The following is a 13,818-nucleotide window of genomic DNA, read 5'->3' as shown; positions in this document are numbered from 1 at the left end:
ACTACGCAAATAGTCGACCTGACAAATCGGCAGGCCACGGCCATCGCTCACAGAGAGTGATGGCGTGCGCCAATGAGGCGATCTAATTCCCATGGATCCACCAGTTGTACAACCGGGAATGTTTTTTAGCGACTGGGTGAGCCTGCTGTCGTAAAAACCGGTTATCCGTTGTGTTCCTTTCCTTGTACGCGGCCACTCCCCTGAGTCCGTGGGCGATGTCGGCCTGAACAGCCGCGGTTTGTGCGCGCAAAGTCGCCAGACCGACATCCGAGCCTGATGCTTTGAAGGCGGCTTCGTATAAATTCGACTGCTCTGTAACAGCCTGCTGCCACTGGAGATACATCGTCTCGATTTTGGCGATCTTGACGGGATCCAGACCGTTTTTGATGTCTTCTGCTTCGATAGCTCGAGCCAACATGCTGAGAGCGCCGGGAATAATCGAGATCCAACTGGATATAACTCGGTTCAGGAGAAAATCAGGGGCTGAGCTCGCTATTGAATTCAGCTTGTCCTTGATGTCTTGCATGCCTGTTTTTTTTTGGGAAGTAGTAGAGATCCCCAAGTCCTCATTGATCTTTTCGACCGACATCGTCGACGTTTGTGGTATCAACGGGCCCAGGCGGACGCCAACCCTGTCCGCAATCTCATTACTCACCGGATCCAACACGGCATTGACCAGATCGCCGGCGAGGTTGCCGGCGGTCAATCCACCGGTTCCCAGAAAAGGAATACCAGGAACGCTTGGAACGACGCTATCAACCCCTCCCGCCGCTCTGACGCCCACTTCATAGCCAGCAATACCTTTGCCTACCTCCGCAACGAAATTGGCCAGGAGGTTTCTTCCCAAATGTTTCTGATGAATGACGTCATGCATGACCTTATTGGTCTGGTCGGCAAATCCCCCTACAGTGGAAATGAACTCAGAAGAAAGCTTGATGGCAGCCTCCAGTTCACTTTCACCCGCGGCATCCACAAAACGCAGCGGATTGTTGCTGACAAACTCATACAAATTCAGTCCGTCCACATCCCCCGCCGGGTCGGGGCTGATCCAGCGTTGCTCCCACGCTGCGTAATACCGTGCGCCGTAGTAATAAAAACCGCTGGCATCCATCTCTTTGCCCGAATAACGAATGAACCTGTAACTCACCTCAATCAAGAACTTTGCAAGCATCCAGGCAGTGGCACCGAACGGGTAATAGCCTTCCTGACTGGTGATCTCGGCGTTCTGGTCCAGTTCCATCGTGCAGGACCCCAAGTGATCCTCGAGGCTGTAGCGCAGTTGATTGATCTCGACGCCTTGGGGTGGTTTTTTTGCCCAATGCAGACAGCGTGCGCTGCCGACACTGATGACGTGCAGTTCTTCACCGTTGTCCTTTGTGCGAATTTCCAGCCCCGGCAAATAGCGCACCTGATGGAAATGTTCGGCGGCGTCGGTAAAGGTTTCATGACGTTTGAACACCCGCACGCCTTGGCTGTAGTGGTAGTGCTCGGTGTCGTCGCGAGCGTCTTCACGGTGGATCAGCGTCACGCAGGCCAGCTCGTCTCGCACGTTCCATAGCATGTCCCCGGTAGCCAGCGTCTGCAGATTGCCGTGGCGGTCGAACAGCTTGTCGAAGTCAGGAGGCGGGTCGCCCGGTTTCCAGCGCACGCCGCGGTTGCTGGTCGAGTCGATACACATCTGGACGGTGTGATTGGCTCCGGCCCGTACGTGGCACAACTTGATCAGGTTCCCACCGGGGTCGTACTCATAGGTCTGGGTGTAGTTGAGGCGGTTGTTCGGGTCGGTCGGTTGCGGCAGGCCGGGAATGTCCGAGAGCGGGCCGTCGTCATAGCCGGTGGCGCAGGTCAGTCGGTACAGCGAGTCGTAGCAGAAATCACGGTGACCCTCGATGAGCTGGTTGGCAAACCAGACCGGCTGGAAGGCGTGGTCTTCAATGCGGGTGATATTGCCGACCGGGTCGTAGAAGTATTCGAAGTCTTGCAAGACCGCACCGGCAGCTTTGCGGCTGCGCTGGGTGTGCAGGCGACCATCGGCCGGATCGTAAGTCCATTGGCTGAGCACGCCGTTACCGGCCTGCTGTTCGATGATCTGGTCGGCGGCGTTGTATTGCGCATCGAGCAGAACCGGCTGCCAGTCGGGCTGGCCGTTGATCAGCAATTGCACCTGCTTGAGTTGCCCGGCCAGGCCATAGCGCGACTGCTGCCGATGGTCGCCGGCATCGGTCTGTTCCAGTACGGCACCCACGGGGCTGAACACTCGTTGACTGGTGAAGGCTTCGCCATCGCCAAAGGTGCGGGTTTCCTGCATCGGCTGGCCGGACAGGGCGAAGCTGTCGGTGTGCAGCGTGCCGCCATTGTCTTTGTGCGCCAGCAACTGACCGCGCAGGTTGTGCCCGGCATCGGCCGAGGCATCGGCGTAGGTGAAAGCTTCGACCTCACCGTTCTGTTCGATCGCCACCACACGCAACTGGTTATCGAAGGCCGTGAGCCATTGGTGGTCGCGCTCGTCCCAACGCTTGCGCGGCTCGCCCGCCAGCCCGGGCAGGTTCAAGCGCCAGCCGGCGTCGACGCTGTCGGATTTCAGCGCGGCACCGCTCAAGGCATACACCGTGGTCTGGCACGGAACCAACAGGCGCGGATCCCACTGCGCCACCAGCCGTCCCACCGCATCATGCTGCTGACGGTTCACCAGAGGCGTGGTTTGTGCAACGGTACGCAAGTAAGCGACCTGCCGAACAGGCAGGCCACGGCCGTCGCTCACCGAGAGCGTGGGTGTACGCCAATGCTCACTGGCGGTCATGACCGAGGAACCATTGTTTCGGGCGAAGGCTCGGCGGTGTCGTTGAAGTCTTCGCTGATGTGGTACCAGGGATGGTAGGTCTCGCGGGAGAACTCGCCTTTGGCGTTGATCAGTTTTATTTGCCGTCCCAAAGCGTCATAGAACAGTTGATCGAAGTAGCCGAGCTCGCGAAGGGATTGATCCTTGATGTAGCCATGCACATTGGCCAAAAACGCTCGGAACTGGCGATTCGGTTCCCCCTTGTTGTTGTATTCCACGCGTTGGCTGATGCGCCAGCGCGGATCGGCATGTACCTCGACATACTGGCCGTCTTGAACGACGAGTGAGCCATCCACCACCTTGTACGCCATGCCCGGGTCTACAAGTTGCTGGGTTTGCAACGCCCGGCCAAAACCATCGACGCAGGCCTTGATGATCTGGATTTGTGCGGGGATCTCGTCGTCGGGGTAACGGTCGGCGCTCAGCACGACGCTGTGCACCGGCTCCCGGTGAGCCGATGTGATCGCTTCAAGCAAGGCCTGTTCTGGTGACGTCAGCGTGTTGCGTCGTGCAAGCCTTTGACGCGCGCTAGCCCGAATATGTCCGCTGGGCAACAGGTATCCCTCGTTCACCCACGGCTCGGTCGCAGCAACGACACCCATCCAGCTGAACAAGTCCTTGCGCAGGGTGCTGGCGGCTTTTTGCACCGCCAGCGCCGGATTTTCGATGGCCGGGTCCGGGTGATGATCCGCCGGACGATCGTATTCGCTCAGCGGTCTGAAACCCGCGGCGACACCCTTTTCGGTGCCGTAAAAACTGGTGGCCAACGGTTGCCCGGAAGGTTCGTAAATCGCCTCTTCAACGTTGTCGTTGGGATCGATGATGCGCAGTGGTTGCAGGGCGTGATAGTCGTAATCGATGCGGGTGGTGCAGCCGTCGGGCAGCACGATACGCGTGAGTGCCAAATGGTAATCGTCGTATTCGGCCCTGGTCGTGCCGTGGCTGGGGGTTTCGCGGTAACCGAGCACTTTGTAAAAGCCTTGGAGGTCGGCGTATTCGGCGATGGAGAACGTTGACGACCACAAGTCGTGTTCCGTGCCAGTCAAGGGGGGGGACCAGAACAGAAACTGCATTGGCGTGTAACCGATCCTCTCCAGTTCGGCGCGGATGTCGAACGGCGGCGGCAGGACGCCGTAAGCGTCCAGTGCAATCTTGTCCAGTTGCGCCAGTTCCAGCGGGCCTGCCAGTGCTTCGAATTCGGCAACGCCGTCGGCCAGCAGCGTGCCGTCGGTTTTCACGTAGCGCTGCACGGACTGGGTCGTCAATACGCGCTCGGAGTTCCAGTGCGGCGAATCCTGATGATCCCTCAGTTGGTCGAAAGAGACCTGCGCCGGCGAAAGACCGGTCGGCAGCGTGCCTTTGGGCAGAACCAACGCATTGCTGCGCAGTTGGTATGGCAAGCCCAGTCGCCAATGCTGAGGATCTTCATCCAGGTCGATGAAGCGGGAACGGGTTTCGCTCAGATAGAACGACTGCTGCGCCTCGTCATGGGCGTCGCGCCACCACTGTTGTTCATCCGGGTCGGTAAATGGCGGCGAGTCTTCACGGGTCAGGCGACGTGCATAGCTTACCGTCAGTGCGTGGGTCGACAGCCCGTACTCGTTCCAGCGCAGGTTGACCTCGTGACGGCACAGTGGGTCCTCGATAAACCGGTCGTACTGGTAGCTGATTTTTTCCAGCATCAGCGGCAGTAAAGTCGCTGCCGCATACGAACCCTTGGGGCGCACTTCGCGTACCAGATAGCGCATCTCCTGCACCGCATACGGCGTGGCAATGCCCGGTTCGTCGACCTGGGCATCGGCATAGGTTTCGATGCGGGTGACCGCCCCGACCAGCGCCCGGGAAATCTGGTATTGGCTGTCGGCGTCGTGTGGCTCGATCGGTTCGTCGACTTCGTCGGCAGCGTGATAACGGCTGAACAGCGTCTTGCCCAGTGCAACAGCCTGTGCGTCCTCGTTGAAATAAAAGTCGCGGGGCCGATCCATCGATTGCCCAGTATGGAACCAGGTGCAGACCCGTACGGGGTCGCTGAACCCGACATCGTCATCGCCGGTGGCGCTTTCGCTGTCGGTCTGCTGCAACTGACCAAAGCCACGGAACTCGCGGTCCTTGCTGTCGTAGACACCTTCGCGCCAAGTAAATATCTGGGTCAGGCAGTTCCCGGTGACCTCATCCAGTTGCTGCTGTTTTTTCACCACGGCCACCGGGAACGGCAGGTTCGAGACCGGTATTTGGTTGAGTTTCAGTATTCGTTGTTTTTCATCGAGCCATTCCTGTGCGGAACTGCGATAGACCACGCTGGCACTGCAGCCCATATTGTTGTTGCTGGACGTCAGCAGATAAGGCTTTGCCGGCACGAAGTCGTAACGCCAATGCTGCGGTTGAACGTACGGCACCGTCAGGATCAGGCTGGCGCAGCCCAGCCCTTGCAGGTCGGCGAAGCTCACCTGGCAAAGGCGGTCATAACGCACGCCTTCGGGCCACGGCACGGTGATGGGAATCTGCTCCAGACCATTGCCGCCGCGGTTCAGATAAATCTCGAAAGTGTCGGATTGCAGATAGATCAGCGCCGAGGCACCGGAGCCGTCGAGGTCGGCGAGGCGTACGCGCGACGAATCGAATTGCTCGTAAGTGAAGGGCAAGTCGCTGATCTTGCGACCTTCGCCAAACGTACCGTGGCCCAGATTGGGCCAGCATGTGATTTCGTCATGGCGGATGCGGCTTAGCTCGGGCATGTCGCTGCCCAGCAAGTTGCCCAGCAGTACCAGTTCGGTGGGTGAATCACTGAACAACGGCAAGCGGTCGTCGTCAGGCTTGTGATTGACGTCTTGAGCCGCGGCAAAGCCCTGCTCGCGGCGGTTGGCGTACAGCCGCACCGAGTTCGGGCCGATCAATGCAACGGAACTCAAACCGTCTCCACTCAAGTCGCCGAGTGTCGACAGGGTGTTGAAAAACTCCAGCGGGAATTTGTCGAAGGGGACGAAGTCGGCGAAGTTACGCTGTGCATTCAGCGTACGGAAACCACTGATGCCCGGCTGCGCAGTGATCCAGTCCAGGCGTCCGTCACCGGTCAGATCGGTGAGCAATTGCTGTACCGCGCGGTTGCGATCGGCCACCGGGATCTTGTCCAGTTGCGTCCAGGGCCCGTAGTCGATGTCGTCGGTTTGCGGTGTGGCACGCAATGGTTCGCGGTAATACCAGCCCTGGTCATAGCGGCAGAGAAACCCTGGAATGCCTTCACCGTAGAGGTCAACGCACTGGTAGAAGTTGCCGTCTTCAATGCCTGGCTGGGTTTGTGACTCGAACAAACGAGCTGAGGTTTTATTGAGGTCGAAGGGCGAGTAGTCGAACTCCACCGGCGGCGAGTTCTCGACAAAGCCACTGGCATCAAAGGCCTGATAATGGGCCGCAGCGATCTGGCTGAAGGCCCATTGCGTCACGGTTTGCGGGTCGCGGTATTCCAGCAGCAGACGACGTACCAGTTTCGGCGAGTCGTCCGCTTTCGTGGGGAAGCGGTGGAACATCAGCACTTGCTGGCAACGCCTGCGGGTGCCCACCTCAAAGCCCTGCCCGTAGGTCGAGAAGCGGTCTGCGCGGTTGAGCCACGGCTTGAGGGTAGCGCCGTCATACACCGGAACCTCGGTCAGCGACGTGGTGCGCTCACCGTAGTCAAACAACAGCTGAAAATGCCACTGTGGCGGCGCGGTATCCTCCAACTCCCAGGCATACAGTTTTTGGCTCGCGGTGAAGTTGCCGTAGTGCACCCGCTCCAGATAGCGCTGGGCACGGTAGTCGTGGACGGGGTCGGGATCCTGATCATCGGCCTTGTACACGTAACCGATGTGTTCACCGCGAGCGTTCATGCTTTCGCAGAGCAGCCAGGCGCCAATGCGCTGCGGGTCGTCCGGGTCTGCGCTGCGTGAATTCTCTGTTTTGCCGTAGACATGCAGCGAACCGTCGGCGCCGTGTATCAGCCAGAAACCCGGCGCAACCCCCTCTCCTGAACCCGGCGCGCGCTGCCAGTATTCACGCAACGCAAAATCACCTTCCACCCGGGGCCAGTAGCGCACCACGCTGTGCGGGCCGACGTCATCGCCGTCATAGGTGGATTCAAGGCGCGACTTGATCGTGCCGTCGGCTTCCAGTTCCGGCATCCACACCTCACCATCGGCGCCGATGATTTCATCGTGATCGGTGTAGTGCGGCACGCCCTTGCTGGTACGTCGGCTGATCTCACTGAGGCCCAGTCCCCAGCCGATGCCGAATGGACCATTGCCGGTCTGGCTGCTGTAGGACAGGGACAGTTGCGGATCCCAGCCTCGCCCGGCGGATGTCGGCAAAGGCAGTACGAATGAGGCGGCACCCGTAGGGCCGACCGCGCCCCAACTTTTGCCGATCGTGGCGATCGTCGAGCTTTTGGCAATGGAGGGTGTAACGATGCTCAGCTCTTGTTCGGCCATGATTGCGTCCGGTGCACTTGCGGTGGCGTAGTTGATTGGACGCTACCAAGAATCGGACGAGGCGTAACCTGTCAGATCTGACAGGTCAATAAGATCAAATTGTGTGCATTGGCGCGGTTTTTATCGCCAAAGCAATGGTTGGGCCGGATGTCGGGGGCGTAGGCACAAAAAAACCGGCCCGTCGTGAGACGGGCCGGCTTCGTTTGCCGCGATGAAACGCTTACTGCACTTCTACCGCCAGGCTTTGGCTGATCTTCTGTTGCCAGATCGCAGGGCCGGTGATGTGTACCGACTCGCCTTTGCTGTCGACAGCAACCGTCACTGGCATGTCCTTGACCTCGAACTCGTAGATCGCTTCCATGCCCAGTTCGGCAAACGCCAGCACTTTGGACTTCTTGATCGCTTGCGCCACCAGGTAAGCCGCGCCGCCGACCGCCATCAGGTACACGGCTTTGTTGTCCTTGATCGCCTCGATCGCAGTCGGGCCGCGCTCGGACTTGCCGATCATGCCCAGCAGACCGGTTTGCTCAAGGATCTGACGGGTGAACTTGTCCATCCGCGTTGCCGTGGTCGGACCTGCCGGGCCCACCACTTCGTCACCGACCGGATCAACCGGGCCGACGTAGTAGATGAAGCGACCTTTCAGATCCACCGGCAAGGTTTCACCCTTGTTCAGCATCTCGACCATGCGCTTGTGCGCCGCGTCGCGACCGGTGAGCATTTTGCCGTTGAGCAGCACGGTTTCGCCCGGCTTCCAGCTCTGCACGTCTTCCGGGGTCAAGGTGTCGAGGTTGACGCGACGGGCCGACGGGCCGGCTTCCCAGACGATTTCCGGGTAGGCGTCCAGCGGTGGCGCTTCCAGCGAAGCTGGGCCGGAACCGTCGAGCACGAAGTGCGCGTGACGGGTGGCAGCGCAGTTCGGGATCATGCACACCGGCAGGGAGGCGGCGTGGGTCGGGTAGTCCATGATCTTCACGTCGAGCACGGTGGTCAGGCCGCCGAGGCCCTGGGCGCCGATGCCCAACTGGTTGACCTTCTCGAACAGCTCCAGACGCATTTCTTCGATGCGGTTCTGCGGGCCACGGGCCTTGAGTTCGTGGATGTCGATGGATTCCATCAACACTTCTTTAGCCATGACCGCGGCTTTCTCGGCGGTGCCGCCGATGCCGATGCCGAGCATGCCCGGTGGGCACCAGCCAGCGCCCATGGTCGGAACGGTCTTCAGTACCCAGTCGACGATCGAGTCGGACGGGTTGAGCATGGCCATTTTCGATTTGTTCTCGGAACCGCCGCCCTTGGCCGCCACGTCCACTTCCACGGTGTTACCCGGGACGATGGAGTAGTGGATGACTGCCGGGGTGTTGTCCTTGGTGTTTTTACGAGCGCCCGCCGGGTCGGCGAGGATCGAGGCACGCAGGACGTTTTCCGGCAGGTTGTAGGCGCGGCGCACGCCTTCATTGATCATGTCGTCCAGGCCCATGGTGGCGCCATCCCAGCGTACGTCCATGCCGACGCGCACGAACACGGTGACGATACCGGTGTCCTGGCAGATCGGGCGGTGGCCGGTGGCGCACATGCGCGAGTTGATCAGGATCTGCGCCATCGAGTCACGGGCCGCTGGCGATTCTTCGCGCAGGTAGGCTTCGTGCATCGCCTGGATGAAATCCACGGGGTGGTAATAGGAAATGAACTGCAGGGCGTCGGCAACGCTCTGAATCAGGTCGTCTTGCTTGATCACGGTCATGAGTCGCGCTCCTCTAAAAGACGGGAACATTTTAATAGGGCAGCTTTGAGCTTCGAGCTTCGAGCGGCAAGTCAAAGGCAGTACGTGGACTGTTTGAGCTTGCGGCTTTGAGCTTGCAACTTGAAGCTGGCCCTTTGGGCCGGGCACGCCGGGGCTGCTGGCGCGACGCTAAAAAGGCGCGGCAGTATACCGCGCCTCGGTGGGGCATACACGCGCCGGGATTCATTCGTTGGTCGAATGGCTTGACGGGGGGCGGGGGATTGCATTGGCAAATCGAGATCCTTGCCCCTCAGTCAGGCCCTGTCTCCCAGGGCGGTGAGGGGCTTTTGAGGCCACGCTTTTGACGCCAATTATCCGGCCCGAAAATCAATGGTCATTTATCGACTACGCCACTAAAGTGGCAGCCGGTCTGTAGGGTAGGACACTCGGTCAGCCTCCAATCGCACGGTGAGTCAACGATTGACCCATAACGCCATTCAACGTCTTTTGCTTAAACGCTTCGCCCTCGCTGCAGCCACCTATGGATTGGCTTTGCTGCTGCTGTGGCTGGCGTTTTTTACCGGTCATTTCGGCGAGTCCCTGCGTGCTGTGACCATCGGCAGTACGCTGGTGGTGATCAGCCAAGCCACCTTGTTCGGCCTGTTCTGGACCGGACGCAATATGCGTTTTGCCGACCCCAGCCTGACCGAAGCGCAAGTGCTGCTCGGGCTCGGCTGGCAGACGTGGCTGATCGCTCATCTGGACGAGGCCCGGGGCGCGTTTTTGGTGTTCTACGTGCTGATCCTGCTGTTCGGTCTGTTTCATCTGAGCCGACGGGCGTTCATCCGCTGTGCCCTGTTGGTGTTCTTCAGTTTCTGCGCGATTACCCTGTGGGACGGATACCACTTCCGCCTGCCGGAGCCAGCGCTCGCCGTGCTGCAAGTGTGCATCCTGGCGATGGTGCTGGCGTGGCTGGTGATTTATGCGCGCTTTGTTCAGGTTTCGCGTCAACGCATACGCCAGCGCCGGTTTGCCTTGCAGGCACATCAGGACACCTTGCGCGGGATGATGCGCCAGCTCGAAGACCTGGTCGCCACCGACGAGTTGACCGGGCTGTTCAATCGTCGACACTTTCTGCGTCTGGCCTCGCGTGAACTGAATGCGATGGACAGCGAAGCGGTGCACGGCCTGGCGCTGATCGACCTCGACCATTTCAAACGCATCAACGACTTGCACGGTCACGCCGCCGGCGATCAGGTGTTGCAGGCCTTTGCCGCTGTCGCCCAAGCGTGTCTGCGCGACGGCGATGTATTGGCGCGTTATGGTGGTGAGGAATTCGTGGTGTTGCTGCCCGACTGCGACGCCGAACGCCTGACCGCCTGCTGTGAACGTCTGCGCGTGGCCTTTACCGACGTCGAATTGGTCGGCGTGAATGTGCGTGATCTCAGCCTCTCGGCCGGCATGACCCTGTTGACCTTGGGCGATGATCTGGATGACGCCCTGCAGCGTGCCGACCAGGCGCTCTATCGAGCCAAGCGTGACGGGCGCAATCGCTGTGCTGCAGCCTGGGAGAACGTAGATGCCTGAGCTTCGCGTTGGTCAGCAGAACTGGTCGGTAGCGGCAGGTAGCAACCTGCTCGATGCCCTCAATCAGAACGGCGTGGCGGTGCCATATAGCTGCCGCGCCGGCAGTTGTCATGCATGCCTGGTGCAGTGCGTGCAAGGCCTGCCGGCCGACAATCGCCCGGATGCCTTGAGTGCCGAACAGCGCCAGCAGGGTTGGCGGCTGGCTTGTCAGTGCCAGGTTGTCGAAGACTTGCAGGTGCACACCTTCGATCCGGCGACGGACGGACGCCCGGCAGTTGTCGAGGCGCTGGACTGGCTGAGCGATAGCGTTCTGCGTTTGCGCCTCAATCCGCAGCGTCCGCTGCGCTACAGCGCCGGGCAACATCTGGTGTTGTGGATCAATCACATCGCACGTCCGTATTCGCTGGCCAGCCTGCCGGAAGAAGACCGTTTCCTGGAGTTTCACCTCGATTGCCGCCAGCCCGGGGAGTTCAGCGATGCGGCGCGTTGTCTGCAGATCGGCGACCCGATCCGCCTCGGCGAACTGCGCGGTGGTGCGTTGCAATACGACGCCGACTGGCATACACGACCGTTGTGGCTGCTGGCGGCGGGTACAGGCCTGGGGCCGTTGTTCGGTGTCTTGCGTGAAGCGCTGCGTCAGGATCACCAAGGCGCCATCCGCGTCATTCACCTGGCCCATGACGCCAGCGAGCACTATCTGGCCAAACCCCTTGGCGCACTGGCCACCCAGCGTGAAAACCTGACCGTCGAGCTATGGACGGCGGCCGAGGCACCCGCCGCTTTGGCGCAACTGCGCCTTGTTTCCCGGCAAACCCTGGCCTTAGTCTGCGGCTCGACGGCCAGTGTCGACGCCTTCGCCCGGCGTCTGTACCTGGCCGGATTGCCGCGCAATCAACTGCTGGCCGACGTATTCCTCAGCCGTGGTTGAGCGCTGATCCATCAGACGCGAGACACGCCATGACCGAAGCCATCCTGCTGGAACGCGAGCGCGGTTTACTGACCCTGCGCCTCAATCGCCCGGACAAGAAAAACGCCCTGACCCGCGCCATGTACAGCCGTCTCGCCGAGGCGTTGAAGCAGGCCGACAGTGATCCTGAAATCAACGCCGTACTGATCACCGGCAGCGCCGAGTGTTTCACCGCCGGCAACGACATCGCCGACTTCATCCAGCAGCCACCGAACAATCTGGACAGCCCGGTGTTTCACTTCATGCTCAACCTGCTTGAATGTCGTAAGCCAGTGATCGCGGCCGTGGCCGGCGCGGCGGTGGGGATTGGCACGACGCTGTTGCTGCATTGCGATCTGGTTTACGTCAGCCGCGATGCGCGGCTGCGCATGCCATTCGTCAACCTGGGTTTATGCCCGGAATTCGGCTCTAGCCTGATCCTGCCGCGCTTGCTCGGCCAGGCGAAAGCAGCTGAGTTGTTGTTGCTCGGCGAAGGTTTCAGTGGCGAGCAAGCCGCCCAGTGGGGCATTGCCACCGAAGCGTTGGGCAGTGGAGAAGCCGCGTTGGCCAAGGCACGGGAAATGGCACTGCGCTTCGATGAGTTACCGCCGCAAGCGGTGCGTATCAGCAAGCAACTGATGAAAGCTCCGGATCGCGAGCTGATCCGCCAAGTGATCGAGGAGGAGGGCGCGCTGTTTACCCAGCGGTTGCGTTCACCCGAGGCGCTGGCGGCGTTGACCGGGTTTATCAAGCGGCATTGAATTTTCGCTGACGGTAGCGGCCTTTCGGGAGCAAGCGTCCTCCCAAATCTGAAATTCATTCCCCTGTAGTGAGCATGCTCGCGATTGCATTTGATCAGTCAAAACCCCTCTGGGATCAGAAAGACAAAAGCCCCACCATTCACATGACGGGGCGACATTGAATTGCAGACAGACTGTGTGTCGGCTTCAACTCTTCCCGTGGAAACGAAGGATCACGCCCTGAACCACCGACGTTGACAGAAAGCCCGCGATCACGATTTTTCCATCGTCCTGCAGAGTGAGGCCGTCGAAACGATTAACCGCCCCTAGTGAAGTAATGACCCAACCTTGGTCGTTGAAAGAGAGATCGTCTTTCGCATCGCTCAGCAGTCTGGCCACTATCACGTTGTTATCTTCTCCTGGCCAGTGGCTATTGCCGAGCAGCACGATTTTTCCGTCAGGTTGCATGACTGCATTTCGCCATGTGGTGTTGCGGCCATCCACTTGGGTCAGCAAAGGTTGTCCACGGTTGAACTGAATATTGGCTTTACCATCCGGTTCGAGGCTGATCAAAAGGCCCTGTTCAGCGCTGCCTGCCCACCCTAACGCCAGAAGCCGATTGTTCGGCTGGCGAATCACTTTTCTGACGGTCGTGAACTGTGTTGACGGCGATGAAAGGACGACAAATCCGCCGTTGCCAAAAGCGGGATCGGGCCGACCGTCGGGGGTGTAGCACGCGAATAATGGCATTGACTCACCCGAAGCTAGCAACAGATTGCCACCGACCATGATCCTGCCCTTTTCGTCGATGTATCCGCTGTTCATTGTTATGGCATTGGGGTCATGTTCCGGATGAACCACTTGGACATAACCTTTTCCATTGAAGGAAGTGTCCAGAGAGCCATCGATGTTCAGCAAATAGGCGAGGGGGGAGGGGGACAAGTCCTTATTAAAGGTTTTTACGATCAGGATCTTGCCTTCAGTCGATGCGCTTACGCTGTATGAAGAGTCTTGATCCTGACGTTTCGATTGACCGGGGAACTGAGCCTGCAAGCCTTGGGGTATTGGCAGAGTCACAAGACCGTTGGAGCCGAATTCGCGATCCAGTTTGCCGTCGGAGAAGAAACGGGCCAGTGCGGGGGCGTTGCCTGACAGTCCAATCATTAGAATTTTGCCATCGGCCTGCAGGATGATGGAATTGCCGATGGAGACCGGTGCAGAGCCAAGCGAGCCGCTGACAATGCCATCCACGCCAAACGATTTATCCAGCGATCCTTCAGGCAACAAGCGGCCCAATATGTAGTGCCCTCCGGAATCATGAGGAGCATCGCCCGTAAAATAAAGGCGTTCCAGTGTCGAAGGGGATTGCGCTGTAACGTCTAAAAGTAGGGTTTGCGACCGCAGGTTAGGGATGTTCAGGTGCCAAATGCCTTTCTCACCAAAACTTTCATCCAGTGAACCGGCTTGTCGCACTGATGGGCTTGGAGTGGCCATGTAACGCTCCTTGAATGGATTGTTTGCGG

At 59.5% G+C, this 13,818-nt stretch carries 7 protein-coding genes; 3 read left to right on the top strand and 4 right to left on the bottom strand.

The window, feature by feature from the left end; all coding sequences use genetic code 11:
* Positions 1-82 precede the first annotated feature (82 nt).
* The 3 genes from ACIOU6_RS08105 to ACIOU6_RS08095 all read right to left on the bottom strand — a co-directional run bounded on the left by ACIOU6_RS08105 (position 83) and on the right by ACIOU6_RS08095 (position 9,043).
* Entirely contained in the window at positions 83-2,800 is a 2,718-nt protein-coding gene (locus ACIOU6_RS08105; protein WP_401135253.1) for an RHS repeat domain-containing protein, read from the bottom strand.
* On the bottom strand, positions 2,797-7,299 hold the full coding sequence (locus tag ACIOU6_RS08100) for a SpvB/TcaC N-terminal domain-containing protein (RefSeq protein ID WP_401135250.1): 4,503 nt from the start codon (positions 7,297-7,299) through the stop codon (positions 2,797-2,799). The genes ACIOU6_RS08105 and ACIOU6_RS08100 overlap by 4 nt, the downstream gene beginning before the upstream one ends.
* Positions 7,300-7,519: 220 nt before the next feature.
* Entirely contained in the window at positions 7,520-9,043 is a 1,524-nt protein-coding gene (locus ACIOU6_RS08095) for a fumarate hydratase (protein WP_221730643.1), read from the bottom strand.
* Positions 9,044-9,502: 459 nt separating this feature from the next.
* On the opposite strand from ACIOU6_RS08095, the gene ACIOU6_RS08090 reads away from it, so the two are divergent.
* Genes ACIOU6_RS08090 through ACIOU6_RS08080 form a run of 3 tightly spaced genes read left to right on the top strand, consistent with a single transcriptional unit; the run spans position 9,503 to position 12,316 of the window.
* Positions 9,503-10,609 (top strand): diguanylate cyclase, encoded by a 1,107-nt coding sequence (locus ACIOU6_RS08090; protein WP_221730644.1) that lies wholly within the window; start codon positions 9,503-9,505, stop codon positions 10,607-10,609.
* A complete protein-coding gene (locus ACIOU6_RS08085; RefSeq protein WP_221730645.1) occupies positions 10,602-11,537 on the top strand; it encodes an iron-sulfur-binding ferredoxin reductase in 936 nt (311 codons plus the stop codon). The genes ACIOU6_RS08090 and ACIOU6_RS08085 overlap by 8 nt, the downstream gene beginning before the upstream one ends.
* Positions 11,538-11,566: 29 nt before the next feature.
* Positions 11,567-12,316: an enoyl-CoA hydratase-related protein gene (locus ACIOU6_RS08080; protein ID WP_221730646.1), complete on the top strand. Its 750-nt coding sequence runs from the start codon at positions 11,567-11,569 to the stop codon at positions 12,314-12,316.
* Positions 12,317-12,502: 186 nt separating this feature from the next.
* Here the strand turns inward: ACIOU6_RS08080 and ACIOU6_RS08075 are convergent, their stop codons facing one another.
* On the bottom strand, positions 12,503-13,789 hold the full coding sequence (locus tag ACIOU6_RS08075; RefSeq protein WP_401135245.1) for a hypothetical protein: 1,287 nt from the start codon (positions 13,787-13,789) through the stop codon (positions 12,503-12,505).
* Between the last annotated feature and the right edge of the window lie 29 nt (positions 13,790-13,818).

The sequence above is a fragment of the Pseudomonas sp. NPDC087615 genome (assembly GCF_044743445.1).
GTDB lineage: Bacteria > Pseudomonadota > Gammaproteobacteria > Pseudomonadales > Pseudomonadaceae > Aquipseudomonas > Aquipseudomonas baetica_A.
Note: the sequence above shows the minus strand (reverse complement) of the source record. Positions and strands in the feature narration are given on the sequence as shown.

What these genes read in the sequence shown, in the direction of transcription:
- ACIOU6_RS08105 (WP_401135253.1), bottom strand. Translation starts at nt 2,800, where the DNA reads ATGACCGCCAGTGAGCATTGGCGTACACCCACGCTCTCGGTGAGCGAC.
- ACIOU6_RS08100 (WP_401135250.1), bottom strand. Translation starts at nt 7,299, where the DNA reads ATGGCCGAACAAGAGCTGAGCATCGTTACACCCTCCATTGCCAAAAGC.
- ACIOU6_RS08095 (WP_221730643.1), bottom strand. Translation starts at nt 9,043, where the DNA reads ATGACCGTGATCAAGCAAGACGACCTGATTCAGAGCGTTGCCGACGCC.
- ACIOU6_RS08085 (WP_221730645.1), top strand. Translation starts at nt 10,602, where the DNA reads ATGCCTGAGCTTCGCGTTGGTCAGCAGAACTGGTCGGTAGCGGCAGGT.
- ACIOU6_RS08080 (WP_221730646.1), top strand. Translation starts at nt 11,567, where the DNA reads ATGACCGAAGCCATCCTGCTGGAACGCGAGCGCGGTTTACTGACCCTG.
- ACIOU6_RS08075 (WP_401135245.1), bottom strand. Translation starts at nt 13,789, where the DNA reads ATGGCCACTCCAAGCCCATCAGTGCGACAAGCCGGTTCACTGGATGAA.